Origin of the sequence: Comamonas jiangduensis (assembly GCF_030162955.1) — a bacterium.
Classification (GTDB): domain Bacteria; phylum Pseudomonadota; class Gammaproteobacteria; order Burkholderiales; family Burkholderiaceae_C; genus Comamonas; species Comamonas jiangduensis.
Genome location: NZ_JARXOV010000006.1, coordinates 166,842 through 183,686, shown reverse-complemented (window position 1 = coordinate 183,686; position 16,845 = coordinate 166,842). Strand labels below are relative to the sequence as shown.

The 16,845-nt window shown below is 62.5% G+C and carries 14 protein-coding genes; 6 read left to right on the top strand and 8 right to left on the bottom strand.

Annotated features, from left to right (window positions below; all coding sequences use genetic code 11):
• Positions 1–484 precede the first annotated feature (484 nt).
• The 3 genes from QEP12_RS07175 to QEP12_RS07165 all read left to right on the top strand — a co-directional run bounded on the left by QEP12_RS07175 (position 485) and on the right by QEP12_RS07165 (position 1,884).
• Positions 485–850: a hypothetical protein gene (locus tag QEP12_RS07175; RefSeq protein ID WP_174862293.1), complete on the top strand. Its 366-nt coding sequence runs from the start codon at positions 485–487 to the stop codon at positions 848–850.
• A 114-nt stretch (positions 851–964) separates the two neighbouring features.
• Entirely contained in the window at positions 965–1,093 is a 129-nt protein-coding gene (locus QEP12_RS07170) for a hypothetical protein (RefSeq protein WP_257469127.1), read from the top strand.
• Positions 1,094–1,245: 152 nt separating this feature from the next.
• Positions 1,246–1,884 carry a response regulator gene (locus QEP12_RS07165; protein WP_284213811.1) on the top strand — a complete coding sequence of 213 codons (639 nt, stop codon included), beginning with the start codon at positions 1,246–1,248 and terminating at the stop codon, positions 1,882–1,884.
• Positions 1,885–2,126: 242 nt separating this feature from the next.
• Here QEP12_RS07165 and QEP12_RS07160 read toward each other — a convergent pair whose 3' ends face one another.
• Entirely contained in the window at positions 2,127–3,233 is a 1,107-nt protein-coding gene (locus QEP12_RS07160) for an acyltransferase family protein (RefSeq protein ID WP_284213810.1), read from the bottom strand.
• A 418-nt stretch (positions 3,234–3,651) separates the two neighbouring features.
• Positions 3,652–6,300 (bottom strand): hybrid sensor histidine kinase/response regulator, encoded by a 2,649-nt coding sequence (locus QEP12_RS07155; protein WP_284213809.1) that lies wholly within the window; start codon positions 6,298–6,300, stop codon positions 3,652–3,654.
• Between the two features lie 218 nt (positions 6,301–6,518).
• Here QEP12_RS07155 and QEP12_RS07150 point away from each other — a divergent pair, with 218 nt between their 5' ends.
• On the top strand, positions 6,519–7,835 hold the full coding sequence (locus tag QEP12_RS07150) for a dicarboxylate/amino acid:cation symporter (RefSeq protein WP_174862296.1): 1,317 nt from the start codon (positions 6,519–6,521) through the stop codon (positions 7,833–7,835).
• Between the two features lie 154 nt (positions 7,836–7,989).
• On the opposite strand, the gene QEP12_RS07145 is transcribed toward QEP12_RS07150, so the two are convergent.
• Positions 7,990–8,802 (bottom strand): BUD32 family EKC/KEOPS complex subunit, encoded by an 813-nt coding sequence (locus QEP12_RS07145; RefSeq protein WP_284213830.1) that lies wholly within the window; start codon positions 8,800–8,802, stop codon positions 7,990–7,992.
• Positions 8,803–9,256: 454 nt separating this feature from the next.
• Here QEP12_RS07145 and QEP12_RS07140 point away from each other — a divergent pair, with 454 nt between their 5' ends.
• The gene (locus QEP12_RS07140; protein WP_284213808.1) at positions 9,257–10,081 is read left to right on the top strand and encodes a UPF0149 family protein; all 825 of its coding nucleotides are present in this window, start codon (positions 9,257–9,259) and stop codon (positions 10,079–10,081) included.
• A gap of 238 nt (positions 10,082–10,319) precedes the next feature.
• The gene (locus QEP12_RS07135) at positions 10,320–11,798 is read left to right on the top strand and encodes a SulP family inorganic anion transporter (protein WP_284213806.1); all 1,479 of its coding nucleotides are present in this window, start codon (positions 10,320–10,322) and stop codon (positions 11,796–11,798) included.
• Positions 11,799–11,909: 111 nt separating this feature from the next.
• Here the strand turns inward: QEP12_RS07135 and QEP12_RS07130 are convergent, their stop codons facing one another.
• The 5 genes from QEP12_RS07130 to thiL all read right to left on the bottom strand — a co-directional run bounded on the left by QEP12_RS07130 (position 11,910) and on the right by thiL (position 16,817).
• The gene (locus tag QEP12_RS07130; RefSeq protein WP_174862297.1) at positions 11,910–13,142 is read right to left on the bottom strand and encodes a L,D-transpeptidase family protein; all 1,233 of its coding nucleotides are present in this window, start codon (positions 13,140–13,142) and stop codon (positions 11,910–11,912) included.
• Positions 13,142–14,254: a YybH family protein gene (locus QEP12_RS07125; RefSeq protein ID WP_284213805.1), complete on the bottom strand. Its 1,113-nt coding sequence runs from the start codon at positions 14,252–14,254 to the stop codon at positions 13,142–13,144. The genes QEP12_RS07130 and QEP12_RS07125 overlap by 1 nt, the downstream gene beginning before the upstream one ends.
• A 430-nt stretch (positions 14,255–14,684) precedes the next feature.
• Positions 14,685–15,185, bottom strand: a complete 501-nt coding sequence (locus QEP12_RS07120; RefSeq protein ID WP_431308071.1) for a CinA family protein — start codon at positions 15,183–15,185, stop codon at positions 14,685–14,687.
• A gap of 16 nt (positions 15,186–15,201) precedes the next feature.
• Positions 15,202–15,678, bottom strand: coding sequence for a phosphatidylglycerophosphatase A family protein (locus QEP12_RS07115; RefSeq protein ID WP_284213829.1), 477 nt, complete (start codon positions 15,676–15,678; stop codon positions 15,202–15,204).
• Positions 15,679–15,848: 170 nt separating this feature from the next.
• Positions 15,849–16,817, bottom strand: coding sequence for a thiamine-phosphate kinase (gene thiL, locus QEP12_RS07110; RefSeq protein ID WP_284213804.1), 969 nt, complete (start codon positions 16,815–16,817; stop codon positions 15,849–15,851).
• Positions 16,818–16,845: the final 28 nt, after the last annotated feature.

The following is a 16,845-nucleotide window of genomic DNA, read 5'->3' as shown; positions in this document are numbered from 1 at the left end:
TGGTACGTTGTTTGTAGCAAGCACATTGCAGCGGCATGGTCAGTACGTGAGGCACACGACTGTAGGAAAAGGGAGGGCTCGCCCGCGGGGCGGTCCATGCAATCTGGGCAGAAAGGGTGCTGGGGAGCATCAGCCCTGTGTGTAGGAGCGGGGCTGGAATGCAGTGCTTGCCACTCCCGTTGCGTAAAGAACGCGCGACACTGTATGCCTGTTTGAGCTTGGAGGAAATGCCATGCTGTGCCACGCGACACGTCCCCAACCCGTGGAGCCAGACAAAGGGCCACAGCCTTTGCCGCCCGATGGGCATCCGCCGCAGGCCAGTGGCTGACCGGCTGCATCAGCGCGCAGATCGGTACCGCTGATCGGCGTTTTGTAGGCTGCTGTGTCAGACCGTGGCGCATTTGGTGAAGCCTCCCAACACAGCGCGGGCGCCCTGTCGCACACTCTTTGCTCTGTCTGTGGCTGGCGCCAAGGAGTGGTTGGCATGCTCAATATCGAATCTGCCCTGTATGTCTGTGTACAAGCCATCGGTGTCGTTCCCGGCACTGCAAGCTTGTTGCAGCGTTTTGCCCCTGATATGGCCTATCGCGTGCTGGACTTCTGGAAGCCCGATGGCGTGCTGCAGCCCTATCTCCTGCTGAGCAACGGTACGCAACGCAGTTTTGTGCCCATCGGCTTTTTGCGCGCCGTGGCTTTTGCGCCGGAGCAGACGGCGTATGTGCTGCCGCTGGCGGATTTGGTGCAAGACCGCAGCATCCATTTGCATGCCTTGGTGGCGCGCGAGATATCCCAGCAAGGCGTGCAGCGCCAGGCTTTGGGGCAGCGTTTCATACCCAGCGGGTGGCATTGACGCATAAACCACAGCGTCGGCAAAGAATGACTGTGCAAAAAATAATCATGTGGTTTATACTTATGTCTACGGGTTATCACTTAGAGGTTAACGCGTAGTTGCGGTGCAGTTGAGATGCCTGCCTGCAACACCTTGCTAGGCATCTCGTACACAGAAAGCACTGTCATGCGTCAAGCCATCAACTCCCTGATCGAATTCATCCAAGAAGCACGCGCTGCCCATTTGGAAATCGCCAACCAGTAATTGGTGCTGATCGCAGCCACTGCGGGCTGTAAAAAAATCGCAGTAAGAAGTGCCCTCCAGCAATGGCTGTAGGGCATTTTTGTTGGTGGGTGCGCATTGACTTTGCCAGGGTGCAAAGCGCTCAGTGCGGTGGCGTGGCAGACTTGTCCACCATGCCTCCTCCTACCTTGCTTGTTGCCGACGACCACCCTTTGTTCCGTGCTGCGGTGCTGCACGTGCTGCGTGAGCGGTTTGCACAGTTTCACACGTTGGAGGCTGCCAGTGCTGCCACGGTCAGCAGCACTTTGCAAGAGCACCCCGAGGTGGAGTTGGTGCTGCTGGACCTGACCATGCCTGGTGCGCGGGGCTTTTCCACCTTGCTGCATGTGCGCGGGGAATATCCGGAAATTCCCGTGGTCATCATCTCTTCCAATGACCACCCCCGCGTGATTCGCCGTGCCCAGCAATTTGGTGCTGCAGGTTTTATTCCCAAATCCGCACCGGCAGAAGATATTGCCGGGGCGATTGAGGCGGTGCTGGAAGGCGGCAGCTGGTTTCCGCCCATGGCGGCGGAGCGCTCCGAGGCCGATGCCGACTTGGCTGCGCGGCTGGCACAGCTCACGCCGCAGCAGTTTCGCGTGCTGCTGTGCCTGGCCGATGGTTTGCTGAACAAGCAAATTGCGCACGAGCTGGGGCTGGCCGAGAACACCGTCAAAGTGCATGTGACGGCGATTTTGAAAAAGCTGGAGTGCTATTCACGCACGCAGGCGGCGGTGCTGGTGAAAAGCCTGGAAAACGACAGCGATCTCTGACCCCCCCAGCGTGGCGCTGGCCGGTTGAAAAATTCTTTGCGCTGCAGCGATTGCCAGGGCGCCAGAAAGCACTTGCCACGGCAGGCGCGCAGGGGGCTGCGACGGTGCCGCCGAAGGGGCTGAAAAGCCCTTTGCAGCCTGCGTGGTAGCCCGTGGCGTTTCCCCAGATTGCGTGTCAAATAGCTGGCTAACGCTGATCCAGCAAGCGCGGGCAGCTAGCTATTTGGGAATGTGCGAACGCCCTACATCCACTGCAACAGGGTGGCCATCAAGCCGGTGGAGAGCACGCCGACATGCCAGTGGCGCAGGCGTTGCCAGGTGGCGGTGCTGCGTTCCGTCCACTCATACAGCACGGCCCCGGCGCTGATCGACAGCAGCACGGCGGCCACCATGCCCAGGCTGTTGGCGACCATGCTGTCTGGCCAATGGGTGTGGACTTCGGCACTCACCAGCAAACACATGGGGAAGTGAATCAAGAAGATGGAGTACGAGCGCTGGCCCATCCACACCAGGGGTGGCAGCTGCCACGTGCGCACCGCTTCGCGCCAGTGCACATTGCCGCCAACGGCCAGCAGCAGGGCGCTGCCGCCTGCCAGCGCAATACGGTCACGCCATTCCATGCCCAGTGCGGCCAGCGTGAGGGCGGCGATCAGGGCCACCCACAGCATGCGCTGCGCACGCTGTTCGCTGTGCGTGGCCCACCAAGCCATCATGCCCAGCCCGTAGGCACCCATGAAGTACACGGCCCAGATATCCAGATCGGGGTTCAGGTTCCACACCCACAGCGATGCGGCCGTGGCGGCGGTGATGCCCGCTTGCCCCCAGCCTGCCCAGCGGCTGCCTTGCTTGCACAGCCACAGCCATAGCAGGCACAGCGCATACAGCTGAAAGTCGATGGCCACATACCAGACGCCCGCAGAAATCGACTCAAAATCTGCCACGCTGTGCAGCAGCAGCAAATGGGCGATCACGCTGGCCCAGGTGGGCGTGGCAGAGACAGAGTCGTGCTCAAACCCCAGGCCACGTACGGTTTCGTTCACCACAATCGCCACCACCAGCGCAGCGCTGTAGGGCAGGCTCAAGCGCACAAAGCGCTTGCTCAGCACAGGCCAGAACTGCGGGTGTCTGCCCACGCCCTGGGGCGCCAGCGCAGCTGCTGCAAAGTAGCCGCCCAGCACCAGAAACACCTGCACCGCCATGCGGGCGTATTCATCCAGCCACGCCAGCAGCCCCCCCAACGCGGGGTGCAGGGCATCGGACATGGGGCCATAGAACGCGAGGTGGTGGCACACAATCAGCAGGCATGCCACGGCCTTGATCTGGTCAAGGGCAGTGTTTCGGGAGGTCATGAACAACGTAGGGACAAACTAGGTGGTTCAACGGATGAGAGTGCTGCGGCGCTGACACGGGCGGTGAATTGGAGTGGGGGTGGCCGGTAGCGCGGGTGCATTCAACCGGGTTTGTGCGCTGGGCGGATGCTGCTGTGCGAAGTGGTTGCGGCCCGCACGATCGTGCCAGCGGCCCGTGGGGTGGGATGAGGTAATTCTGAAAAGATAGCTGTTAGCGCTTGCTGCATAAGCGCTAGATGTCAATTTTGCTTGTATCAGTGGGCGCTGATAACACGACCCCTAAGACGTCGTTTTTTCGCCAAGCCTACAGTCTGTGCCGCCAAAGTCTTCAGGCCTTCAGCCGCCACGCTGCCGTCAGTTTTGCGGGGCTGCGTCGTATGACCGGGGCTTCACACATCACGCCAAGCGGACGCAAAGCCTAGCCTTCGCGAATGCGCAACAAGGTCTGGCTCAGCAAGGCACGCAGGGCTGGCGGGCGTACCGGTTTGGCCAAAAAGCCCCAGCCCCGTTCGGCCGCTTGGCGGCGCAGCGATGCATCGCGCTCGGCGGTGAGCAAGATTACCGGTGGTGTCTGCCCCCAGCGTTCGCACAGCTGGGCGTAGATGTCGGGGCCATACAGCTGGTTGCCCAGGTGCACATCCAGCAGCACCAGCTGGGGTGCGTTGCCGGGGTGGGCGCGCTGCAGTGCCTCATGCGGGCCGCCTGCAAAGGGCACGGCGCAGCCCCAGCGCTCCAGCAGCGCGCGCGTGGCGGCGCAGGTTTGCGGGTCATCTTCGATGTACCACGCCACGCCGCCTTGCAGCGGGGCATCGTCCTGCCGCGTCGGGGCGCTGGGGCGCACGGCGGGCTGCAGCGCAGCGGCATCGCCCAGCGGCACGGTCACCCAAAACACGCTGCCTTTGCCCAGCGTGGAGCGCAGGCCAATTTCGTGGCCCAGCAACTTGCCCAGCCGCTCTACAATCGCCAGCCCCAGGCCGGTGCCGCGGTCATCGGCATGGCCTTCATCCAGGCGGCGAAATTCCTCAAAGATTTCGCGCTGCAGGCTGGGCGCAATGCCCGGGCCTTGGTCGTGTACCTCAATGCGCACCTGTGCCCCCATGCGGCGGCAGCCCACCACGATGCGGCCCTTGCGGCTGTAGCGAATGGCGTTGGAGACAAAGTTTTGCAGGATGCGGCGCAGCAAAGCCTCGTCACTGCGCACCACATAGCGGCTGGAGCGGGTGCGCAGCTGCAAGCCTTCGCTGTCTGCCAGCATGGAGAAGTTGTTGTGCACTACGTGCAGCAGAGAATCCAGTGCGAAGTCACGCACATGCACTTCCAGCTGGCCCGACTCCATGCGCGCAATGTCCAGCATGCTGGTGAGGATGGCGTCTTGCGAGGCCAGCGCCGCGTCAATGCTCTCGGCGACATGGCGCCCGGCCTCGTCGTGCACGTGGCTGGGCAGCAAGCTGGTGTACATGCGCGCGGCGTTCAGCGGCTGCAGTAAGTCGTGCACGGCAGCGTTCACAAACCGGGTTTTGTAGCGGTTGGCTTGCTCGGCCTCTTGGCGCGCGGCTTCCAGATCGCGGGTGCGCTCGGCCACACGCTGCTCCAGCGCATCGGCCAGCGAACGCAACTCGCGCGCGGCATTTTTGTAGCTGGTGATGTCGGCATAGCTGGTGACAAAGCCGCCGTCCGGCAGCGGGTTGCCGCGAATTTCCAGCACCGTGCCGTCGCCTTTTTCGCTTTCGTGCAAATGTGGTTTGCCGCTGCGCAGATGGCCCAGACGGCGTTGAATGGCCACTTCCATGGGCGCATCGCCGAGCAGGCCGCGCTTGGCGTTGTGGCGCAGCAGGGCCTCAATCGGGGCGCCCACATAGATCAGCTCCGAAGGGTAGCGAAACAGCTGCAGGTAGCGTGAGTTCCACGCCACCAGATTCAGGTTGGCATCGATGATGACCACGCCTTGGGGCAGGTGCTCCAGACTGCGTGACAGGCCGGTGTCGGCCTGCTGCGCGGCTTGCACGATGCCGTCCTGGGCCGTGCGCAGCTCTTGGGCATGTTGTTTCAGCACCGTCTCCAGCTCTTGGCGGCTGCGCAGGCGCAAGCGTGCAATGCGCTGGCGCTGGCGCACAAACAGCACCAGCAGGCCACCGGCCAGCCACAGCCCCGCTGCTGCTGCCGCCGCCCACCAGCTGGTGGTGGCGCTGGAGCTGGTGTCGTGCAGCAAGTGCATTCTCCAGTTGCTGTTGGGCAGGTCTATGCTTTGCAGCAGCATGCGGCGGGGGAGCTCCGGGTCGTCAATATTGACCAGTCGGCTGCCGTTATCCAGGGTCTTGCTGACCTTGAAATTGAGCGGCGACAGCGTTTCGGATTGGTACTGGCGCGTGGCCACCAGCTCGGCTTCGGCCTGCGGGGTGAGTGGGTACAGCAGGCGATAGCGCCAGGCCTCGCGGCTGGTCAGGAAGATGACGCCATGTTTGTCTGACACCACCACCATGTCGGTGTTGCGGGGCCACTGGCGCTCCAGCTCCTGCAAGGCAATCTTGATTGCGATCAGGCCAATCGTTGCGCCGTTTTCGTCGTAAATCGCTTGTGACAGAAAGTAGCCCGGCAAGCCCGTGGTGGTGCCAATCCCATAAAAGCGCCCCTTGCCGGTGGCCAGGGCGTCTCGCACGTAGGGGCGGTAGTTGTAGTCTTCCCCCACGTTGTTGCGTGCCTCGCGCCAGTTGCTGGCGGCCACGGCAATCCCCGAACGGTTGATGAGCGTGAGGGTGGACGACTGGCTGGCGCCGTTGGCGCGCTCCAGCTTGCGGTTGAGGTAGTCCACGTCGTAGTGGTTGAGCGGGCGCTGTAACGCGGCGCGCAGCTCCGGGTCGAGCGACAGGACCTCGGGCAGGGTGCGGTAGCGGTCGACGCGCTGGGTCAGCGCCTGCGCGCGCACCGCCAGCTGGCGTTGGAAGACTTCGCTTTCGCTCAGCAGTGCCTGGCGCCACGTCAGCCAGCCGACGCTGAGCATGCTCAGCAGCATGCCTGCAATCAGGATGACAACGGTCCAGGCGGGGCGGCGGCGAAGGTTTGGAAACATCCCTTCAGTGTGCCCTCGATCGCGGCAATTTGCCTGCAGCCGGGCTTGTGCCAGGGGGGCGAAGATTCGTATTTCTACGTAGAAAACCGCGTGTTTCCCTAGGGAGCGGCACCATCTAATACCAATAGGTTATCGGCAGTTTGGTGGCTGCGCAGTACAAACCCGGCAGTCGCACCTGTGTGGTGCATTCATCTTTGGATTTCTCCGGAAGATTTTGTATGCAAGCCGTCCCTGCCGAAGCTATTGCCAAGCTCAAGCTGCCGTTCTATCGCCAGCTGTATTTCCAAGTGGTGTTTGCCATCATCATCGGCGTGTTGCTGGGCTACTTTGAGCCCGAATACGGCGCAGCCATGAAGCCTTTTGGCGATGCGTTCATCAAGTTGATCAAGATGATCATCGCGCCGGTGATTTTCCTGACCATCGTCACCGGTATTGCGGGCATGACCCAGCTGAGTACCGTGGGCCGCGTGTTCGGCAAGGCCATGGCGTACTTCCTGACCTTCTCGACGCTGGCACTGGTGGTGGGCCTGATCGTGGCCAATGTGTTCCAGCCTGGCGCTGGCATGAACATCAATGTGGCCGATCTGGACCAGAAGGCCGTGCAGGGCTATGTGGCCAAGTCGCACGATATGACGCTGACCGGCTTTGTGATGGACATCATCCCCAAGACGCTGATCAGCCCCTTCATTGGCGACAACATCCTGCAGGTGCTGCTGGTGGCTGTGCTGTTTGGTGTGTCGCTGGCCATGACAGGTGAGGCTGGCAAGCCCATCCTGAACTTCTTTGAAGCGCTGCAAAAGCCCGTGTTCAAGCTGGTGAACATTGTCATGAAGGCCGCCCCCATCGGTGCTTTCGGTGCCATGGCCTTCACCATCGGCAAGTTTGGTCTGGGTTCGCTGCTGAACCTGGTCGAGCTGGTGATGACTTTCTACATTACCTCCGCCATCTTCGTGCTGGTGGTGCTGGGCGCTGTGGCCCGTGCCTGTGGCTTCTCTGTGATCAAGCTGATCCGCTACCTCAAGGAAGAGCTGCTGCTGGTGCTGGGTACTTCGTCGTCTGAGTCGGCCCTGCCTTCGCTGATGCACAAGATGGAGCATGCAGGCTGCAAGAAGTCGGTGGTTGGCCTGGTAGTGCCCACCGGTTATTCGTTCAACCTGGACGGCACCAACATCTACATGACGCTGGCGGCGCTGTTCATTGCCCAGGCCACCAACACCGAGCTGACACTGGGGCACCAAATTGCGCTGCTGCTGGTGGCCATGCTGTCGTCCAAGGGCGCTGCTGGCGTGACCGGCGCAGGCTTCATCACCCTGGCGGCGACACTGGCCGTGGTGCCGGAAGTGCCCGTGGCCGGTATGGCGCTGATTTTGGGTGTGGATCGCTTTATGTCCGAATGCCGCTCGCTGACCAATTTCATTGGCAATGCCGTGGCCACGGTGGTCGTGTCGCGCTGGGAAAAGGGCGTGGATATGGATCGCCTGCACGCCGTGCTGGATGGCCAGGAGTTGCCCGCGCTGGAGCCTGTGAAGGCCTAAGCGCTGGCGCAGACTGCGGGGCGCCTGCCGCCCTATCTGTGCTGACCCCAGCTGAAAAAAATGCCCTGCATTGCAGGGCATTTTTTTATGGTGTTTTAGGGCGCTAACGCTGATGCAGCAAGCGCTGCCAGCTATGAAATGATGCGGTGCTTACTTACAGGTCGGCGCGCAGCAACTCAAACGCCATGCGGATGCGCTGCCCGTCGCGCCCCAGCTTGCGGTCCATCGGCAAGCGTTGGGCCCATGCCAGCCGGACGATGGACGCATGCAGCACCTGGCGTGCTTCGGGCGACAAGGTTTGCACCCACGCCCTCCAGTGTTTGCGCGCTTCCGGCAGGGCTCCGGCGCGCTCCAGCATCCACGCGGTGGAATGGGCATAACACAGCGCATCGCGCACCTGGCACACCGGCAGGGGCAGGTGGGCCGTGGGGTCGTCTTCAAAGTCGATATAGCCAATCACCCCATCGGGGCAGCGCACCAAATTGCGGGCAAAGGCCTGGCTGAGGGTGGTGCCTGCTTTGTGAACTTTGCTAATCGCTTGCAGGCCTTGCTTCCAGTGCGCCAGCACGGCGTTGGCACCCCGGGCGATGGCCTCTTCCATCTCGTCGCTCAGGCTGGGTGTGCGCTCGCCGGGCGCACCCAGGTGGCGCATCACAAAGCCATCTTCGGACACCGCCAGCACCTCGGGGGCGCGCAGGCCGCGCGCGGCAAAGTCTTGCAGGCGCCGCACCTCGGTGGCAACGGCCACCTTGCCCCCGGGGTTGGGCACGGGGCTGAGCACGGGCATCTTGAACGCTTTGGCCAATGCGCCGAGCACGCGATAACGCCAGCTGGGGTTGAGTGCCCCGGCGCGCTTGACCCACAAGGTTTCGCCAGCCTGGTCGTAGCGCATCACGCTGTGCGGTTGGCTCAGCACATGGGCGTGGAGGAAGGCGGCGTAGTCAATGGAAGCGTTGGAAGCAGGCACAGGCACATCAGTCAATACACGCAGGGCCGCAAGACCTGGGGGTGTTGCGGGCAATCCGGCGATTGTGCCTTGTTCCTTGGCGGCGGCTGCAGAAGGCTTGAGTGGCGCAGGAGAGATTGGAATGCTGTGCGCACAGGCACGCTCCCGGTACATTGCCCATCCAGCAGGCCCAAGCCAGCGCGGCAATCAGCCTGCGATACCCAGCGCCCGCGCCGTGTAGCCACGGGGAAAAGGTGCCAGGAGCGGGTTGGGCCATGGTGTATGCAGACAACTCCTGTGTAGCGGACACGGGCTTGGCCTGCGGGCTACACTGCCTGCTATCGGCCACGCATGCGCCAAGCATGCAGTCCCGCCCCTTTGCACCAATTGTGCGAATGACGGCAGCACCGCCATGCAGGAGACCGCCGAATTCGTACATGGGCTGGCAGCCCGCTAACTTACACACCCCTACGCTATGGAAAACCACCAAACTGACGCCCCCGAAGTTGAAACCGCGCTGAGCACCGAGATGCTGGAAGAGCTGGACAACATGCTTGAAGCCATGCGCGAGCGCGCCGAAGAAATCCCCCAGTGGGAGTTCTGTGACGGCTTTTTGACCGCACTGATCTGCACACGCCGCGACATTCCCACGGGCGAGTGGCTGCCCATGCTGCTGGGCGATGGCGAGGCGCTGGAAGTGGCCGAAGGCCAGCCACTGCCCAAGCTGGAAGCCTTTGACAGCGAAGCCCAGCAAGCACGCTTCTTGGAGCTGGTGGCGCTGCGCATGGACGAAGTGCGCGCCCAGCTGGACACCGAAATCAAGTCGCTGGAAGACCAGGCCGCATTCCAGCCTGAAGTGATGGACACCCGTGGCGCGCTGTTGATGCTGCCCGAAGCCGAACGCGCTGAGCTGGAAGACGAAGAAGTGCCTTCGCTGGGCCAGGTCTGGGCACTGGGCTTTATGTTTGTGGTGGAAAACTGGGCCGAAGAATGGGCTGCCCCCCGCGACAAGGAAGCCGCGCAGTGGCTGGATGCCGCCATGGAATTCATCGTCAACCTGACCGAAGACGACGACGGTGAAGCCACGCTGAACCTGTATGACGAAGACGGCCCTGCATCCACCAGCCAAGAGCGCCTGGACGCCTTTGGCGAAGCCGTGTGGGCCGTGTACGACCTGCGCCAGCTGTGGCGCAGCATGGGCCCCCGCGTGGAGGCCATGGTCAAGGGCGAACAGCCTGGCCGCAACGATCCTTGCAGCTGCGGCAGCGGCAAGAAGTTCAAGAAGTGCTGCGGCGCGTAACTGAAAAGTGACAAGGGCTTCGCTGCATTGAGCGGTTGCGTGGCGAAGTTCTGCTGAAACGGTGCTTGCGCCTGTTCAGAAACAGGAGCTGTTAGCGCTGGTGTTTCCTTGTTTTCAGAGTCATAAGGCCCTGAAAACATTGTTTCATCAGCGCAAGCAGCTCCTTTTTTGTTGTTGTGCGTGCCGTGAAGGAAAGCTCTACCATCACGCACCTGCACGTTGAATCTCGCCTGTCTGTATGTCTTTGCCTTTGTTAACCCGCCTGCGCGCGGAATGGGCGCCTAGCATTCCACGTGAATTGCTGGCGGGTGCCGTCGCCACGTTTGCGCTGATTCCGGAAGTGATTGCCTTTTCCTTTGTGGCGGGCGTGGACCCTTCGGTGGGACTGTTTGCCTCGTTCGTCATCAGCATCGTGATTGCCGTGTTTGGCGGGCGCCCGGCCATGGTGTCGGCGGCTGCGGGCTCGGTGGCGCTGGTGGCCGCGCCCCTGGTGGCCTCGCATGGCATTCAGTACCTGTTTGCGGCTGGCTTGCTGGCGGGGGCGATGCAAATCGTCTTTGGCCTGTGCAAGATGGGCGTGCTGATGCGCTTTGTCTCCAGCTCGGTGCGCACCGGGTTTGTGAACGCACTGGCCATCATGATTTTTGCGGCGCAGCTGCCGCATTTGCACCATGCCAACGGCGCCACATGGGGCATGCTGGGTTTAGGCTTGCTCATCATTTACGGCTTGCCGTGGCTGGGGCAGCGTTGGCAGTTCAAAGCGCTCACCGCCATCCCATCCCCGCTGATTTGCGTGGTGCTGCTGACCGTGCTGGCATCGTGGCTGGGCCTGCCCGTGGCCACGGTGGCGGATTTGGGCAAGCTGCCCGATGCGCTGCCGCTGTTTGGCCTGCCCGAGGTGCCTGCCAGCATTGACACCCTGCGCATCATTTTGTTGCCTGCTTTGGCGATTGCCATGGTGGGCTTGCTGGAGTCGGTGCTGACGGCGGCCGTGGTCGACGAGATGACCAACACCCCCAGCGACAAAAACCGCGAGTGCACAGGCCTGGGCATGGCCAATATGGCGTCCAGCGTGTTTGGCGGCATTGCCGGCTGCGGCATGATTGGCCAGGCAGTGGGCAATGTGAAATACGGCGGGCGCGGGCGCTTGTCCACGTTGTTTGCCGGGGTGTTTTTGCTGGTGCTGATGGTGGCGCTGAAAGACTGGGTGTCGCAGGTGCCGGTGATGGCGCTGGTGGCCATCATGGTGATGGTGTCGGCATCGACCTTTGACTGGAAATCGCTGGGCAATATGGTGCGCTACCCGCGCTTGTCCAGTGCCGTGATGTTGGCCACCGTGGTCATCACCGTGGCCACGCACAACCTGGCGGCGGGGGTGATTGCTGGGGTGCTGCTGTCGGGGGTGTTCTTTACCTTCAAGGTGGCGCACATGCTGAACGTCACCTACGAAGATGATGCGCACACGGGCATGCGCAGATGGCGAGTCAGCGGCCAGGTGTTTTTTGCCTCTGCCGATGCCCTGGTCGATCAGTTTGATGTGCGCGCCGTTGCGGGGCTGCCCGTGCGTATCGATGTGAGTGCCGCACACTTTTGGGATATCACCGCGATTGGTGCGCTGGATAAAGTGGTGCAGCGCCTGCAGCAGCATGGCTGCACCGTGGAGCTGGTGGGCATGGATGCGCAAAGCCAGCGTCTGGTGCAGCGCATGAAGACCTGAGGCAACGCGTGGCACGGCGTGCGGCTTTCTGAGGCCGGTACAACAAAGCCCGCAGTTGCGGGCTTTGTTGTGTGGGGTGCGTAGAGCAGGCCGCGTTGCCTGCAGCGGTGCCTAGCTCAGCAGATCTTCCGCAAAAATTTGCCAGTGGCCGCCTTGCTTGCGCCAGTACTGGCGCACCGTGGTGGAGGCATTCTTGGCCACGTGCAAATTCACGATGCGGATCTCTCCGGCGTCTTCTTGCCAGTTGTAGACCGACATGTCTTCCACCGACAGCTTGGACAGAGGCCCTACGCTGGCCAAACGGCCACGGCGTTTTTCCAGCGCATCTGCAGCCGCCAGCTCGGCGCTGTAGAGCTGGTTCAGGCTCTGCGTATCGCCTTGGCGCCAGGCTGTTTGCCAGCGGTCAATTTCTTTTTTGAAATTGTCTTGCTGGTGCTGCTTCATGGTCCACTGCGGCGTTACCCAGTGCAGCTTCTCGGTAATCAGCACGGGGGTGCGGCGGTCAATCGACGCCATCAAAAACGCAATGTCCGGATTGGACAGCACCACGCAGCCATCGCTGGCTTGCGGCACCCGGGCGAACTGGTCGGAAGGCACGCCGTGCAGCCAGATACCGCTGCCGGTGCGACCCAGGAAGCGATCCCAGTCATTGGGGTAGTTCACCGTGAGCGCGCCTTTGCCATACAGCTCGGGCAGCTTTTCGCTGGGGATCTGGCGGCCGACAAAATACACACCCAGTGGGGTGCGCTGGTCGCCTTCTACGCGTTTGTTGACGCCGTTGCGGCCCACCGTGACGTAGAAATTGCTCACCACCTCCAGCCCTTTGGGGCCATTGGAGAACACATACAGGCGTGACTTGCTGGTGTCCACCGCAATCACGTGGCGCACCGAGCTGCCCAGGTGCATCAGGTTGCTGGGCACCATGCCGGGGGGCGGCAGATCAATCGCCGCTTGGCGGCGGCGCTGTAGCTCGTTTTTCAGGCCCTTGTAAAACTCCGGCGGGGCAATGTCCTGATCGGCGACGCCCATGTTGCGCTTGCTGGGCGTGGCCTGGGCGTGGGCCAGTTGCTCACCCATTGGTGTGGCGCCGGTGCGCAGGCGTAGCATATCGGCATACAGCAGCTGGGCCGCGCGGAAGTTGGGAACTTCTTCGGTCAGCTCAGTGACGGCGCGAAACGCTTCGTTGATTTCCCGGCGCTCAATTTGCGCCAAGATTTCCACCAGACGTTTTTCGGCGCGCGTTTGCTCGGTCTCAGCATGGCTGAGCGTGCTCCACGTCAGGCTGCTGGTGAATACCGCCAGCGATAGCAGCGCCGTAGCGCAGCGGTTGGTAGTGCGAAACATTAGCGGCCCGTTTCCTCTCGGGTGATGCGCCACTTATCCCCTTCTTGCTGCAGCCGCAGGGTTTTGCGGGTGGTCGCCTTGTAGCTGCCTGCCGCGTAGTACTGGCGGAAGTTGGCAGTGGCCCGTTCGCCATGCACGGAGACCTTCAGGTCTCGCACCTCCACCGTGATGGCGGGCTTGCCCACAATGCGGTCTTTGCGCTCTGCCTTCCACGCAGCCAGCGTGCCGCCTTGGGGGTCAAAGTGGTTGCTGTAGGCCGCGTAGTAAGCCGCCATATTTTGCTGCTCCCACGCTTTGGCCCATGCCAGCACCGCTTTTTCTACCGCTGCCACGGCATGTTGCTGGCGGTCTGGCTGGGCGGTTTCTTTGGCTTTGACGGGCTCTGCAGGTTTGGCAGCTTCTTTGTCCTTGGCAGGCTCTGCAGGCTTGGCGACCGGTGCCGGCTTGGCATCTGCCACCGGCGCTGCTGCGGTTACCACCACAGGGGCGGATGCGGCCGGTGTGGGGGCGGGCGCGGTGGACACGGCTACGGGCTTGTCGGCGGGCGTCCCTGCCGGCGCGGCGGGGGCTGCCACCGGTGCAGCCACGGCAGGTGCTGCAGAAGCAGCCGCCGTGGCCTTCGCGGTTGCAGTAGGTGCTGCGGCAGGGAAAATCTGCTTGATCAGCGACAGCTTGGGCTGCATCGCTTTGCCACTGCCATCCAGTTGCAGCGCCTTGGCATAGGCATCGCTGGCCATGCGGGCATACAAGTCGCCCAAATTCTCATGCGCGGTGGCGTAGCTGGGGTTGGTGCGAATGGCCTGCTCAAGCACTTGGGCAGCTTTGCGCTCTTCGCCCTTGGCCGCGTACACCACCGCCAGGTTGTTATACGGCTCAGGCAGCCCGGGGTAGTCCTGGGTGAGTGCGGTGAATATCTGAATGGCTTGATCGTACTTGCGCTGCTCCGTGGCAATCACGCCTTGCAAAAAACGCATTGGCACATCGTTGGCGTTTTGCTTGAGGTGGTTTTGAGCCCGTTGGGCGGCTTCGGAGAGCTTGCCCTGCTCCAGCAGCTTGGCCACTTCTGCCGTCGGTGATGGCTGCGCCCATGCGCTGCCCACAGTGAACGCCAACGCACAAATCATTCCTGCGGTTGTAACAGGGCGAACGAGGTGTAATGGATTGTTTCGATGGACGAGCATGGAAAGCACGGACGCGAGAGACATGTAGGTACTTTCAACGAACAGTCGAGGGTGTACGAAAAAGGCATTTTCGCCTGTCAGCGCCAGATGCCAAAGTTGAAAATTTTATGCGGAATCAGTGCGCACACCTGCTGTCAGGGGGCTTTTTACGAGTGTGGGGGTGCGTTAAAGCCCGATTGCTGCGGGTGCGCAGCATGGGAAGGGTGGAGCGGTGCTTGAACAACTTGTTACCAGGCGGTTGGCTTTCTGACTGCCAGCACCTTTGATGGACCGTGACAGCCTTCCTTCGTGGCTGGAGGGGCAGGTGGTTGCCCGTATGCGCTGTGCCATGGAGCGGCGGCGCGCAGGCCCCCCAGTGGGTTTATTGCGCGGTGAGCAAGGCGGTTATTTTTTGCAACCCACAGTACACCGCTTGTGCGCGGACTGCCTCGCGGCTACCGCTGAAATGAAACAGCTGGGCGTAGCAGTGCTGCTGATATTTCCAGGCGATCCACACCGCTCCCACCGGTTTGCCGGCCGTAGCACCCCCGGGCCCTGCAATCCCTGTGGTGGCAATGCTGACCTGTGCGTGTGAATGCGCCAGGGCGCCAGCGGCCATCGCTTGAGCCACCTCTTGGCTGACCGCGCCATGCGCTGTAATCAATGCGGCAGGCACGCCCAGCATCTCGGCTTTGGCGGCGTTCGAGTACGTCACAAACCCCCGGTCAAACCAGGTGCTGGAGCCGGGCAGATCGGTGCAGGCGGCGGCCAGCATGCCGCCGGTGCAGCTTTCGGCGGTAGCCAGCATCCAGCCGCGTTGCTGGAGTGCAGCGGCCAGTTGTGCGGTCATTGCACGCAGGGACAAGGCGGTGGTATCCGTCATCGCATCAGTGTTGTCGTCAGCCAAAGAAGTGGCGCCACAGCGCCATGACCATAAGGGTGCAAAACGCGGCTACCAGGTCGTCGAACATGATGCCCCAGCCTCCCCGGGGGCCAAAGCCTTTGAACAGACGGTCGGCCCATTTCACGGGTTCGGGTTTGACTGCATCAAAAAAGCGGAACAGTGCAAAGGCCACCAGCTGACCCCAAAAGCCCATCGGCATGGTCAGCCAGAGCACGATCCACATGGCGACCACTTCATCCCAGACGATGTGGCCCGGGTCGGCCACACGCAGGTGGCGGGCTGTCACGGTGCAGGCCCACCAGCCTGCCATCAGGCTGGCGGCAATCAACCCGCCCATTTGTACGGGTGTCAGCCACAGCTGCAGCACCAAGAAGGCCAGCCAGGCCCACAGCGTGCCCACGGTGCCGGGGGCAACGCGGCCTAGGCCCGAGCCAAAGCCCAAAGCGATGAGGTGGGCGGGGTGCTGCAGCATGAAACGCACGGTGGGGCGCACGGGCGCGGTGGGCGTGGCTGAGGCAGTGGAGCCGTCGCTGGCGCCAGCGCGGTCTGTGAAGCGCTTGGGCTGCACATCGGTAATGGGTTCCATGGCTGGAATTGTAGAAGTCGAGAAGATGCGGGGTGGGGCGGTGCGTGCTGCGCGCCTCAGGCGAAGTGCTCAAACCCGGCAAAGCGCAGCGGCAGTTGCTGGCCGCCGGGCGCCATGACGCGCACACCGCGCTCAGCTTCGATGCGGCCGATGCAGGTCACGGGCACACCTGCCTGGGCGGCGGCTTCGCGCACGGCAGATTGTGCGTCCGGGGGGGCGGTAAAGCACAGCTCATAGTCATCGCCACCGGCCAAGGTACAGGCGTCGATGCGGCTCATGGCCAAGGCCGCCATCATGGGGTGGCGGCGCGCGCGCATCAGGCCTCGGGTGATGTTGGCATCAATGCGTGCGCCGACCTGGCTGGCTTCCAGAATGTGGTTCAGATCACCGAGCAGGCCGTCGCTGATGTCCAGGCAGCTGGTGGCAATGCCGCGCAGCGCCAGCCCTAAAGCCACACGGGGGGTGGGTTGCTCCAGCCGCTGGCGTGCCTGGGCCAGCACGGCAGGCGGCAGCGCGTGCTGGCGCAGCAGGGCATCCAGTGCAATGCGCGCATCACCCAGGCTGCCGCTGACCCAGATGTCGTCATGCACTTGCGCGCCACTGCGCAGCAGGGCTTGGCCTGCGGGCACTTCGCCAAACACGGTGATGCAGATGGTGAGGGGGCCTTGGGTGGTGTCGCCGCCCACCAGTTCGCACTGGTGCTGCTCGGCCAGCGCAAACAGGCCGTCGGCAAAGGCTTGGCACCAGGCGGCGTCTGCGCGCGGCAGCGATAAGGCCAGCGTAAATGCCAGGGGCTTGGCGCCGCTGGCGGCCAAGTCGCTGAGGTTGACGGCCAAGGCCTTGTGGCCCAGCAGCTGGGGGTTCACATCCGCAAAAAAGTGGCGCCCTTCGACCAGCATGTCGGTGGATACGGCCAGTTGCATGCCAGGGGCGGGTGCCAGCAGCGCGCAGTCATCGCCCACGCCCAAGGGCGAGCGGTGCACGGGGCGCTGGAAGAATTTGCGGATGAGTTCGAATTCGCCCATGATAAAAAAGTAGCTGTTAGCGCTTGTG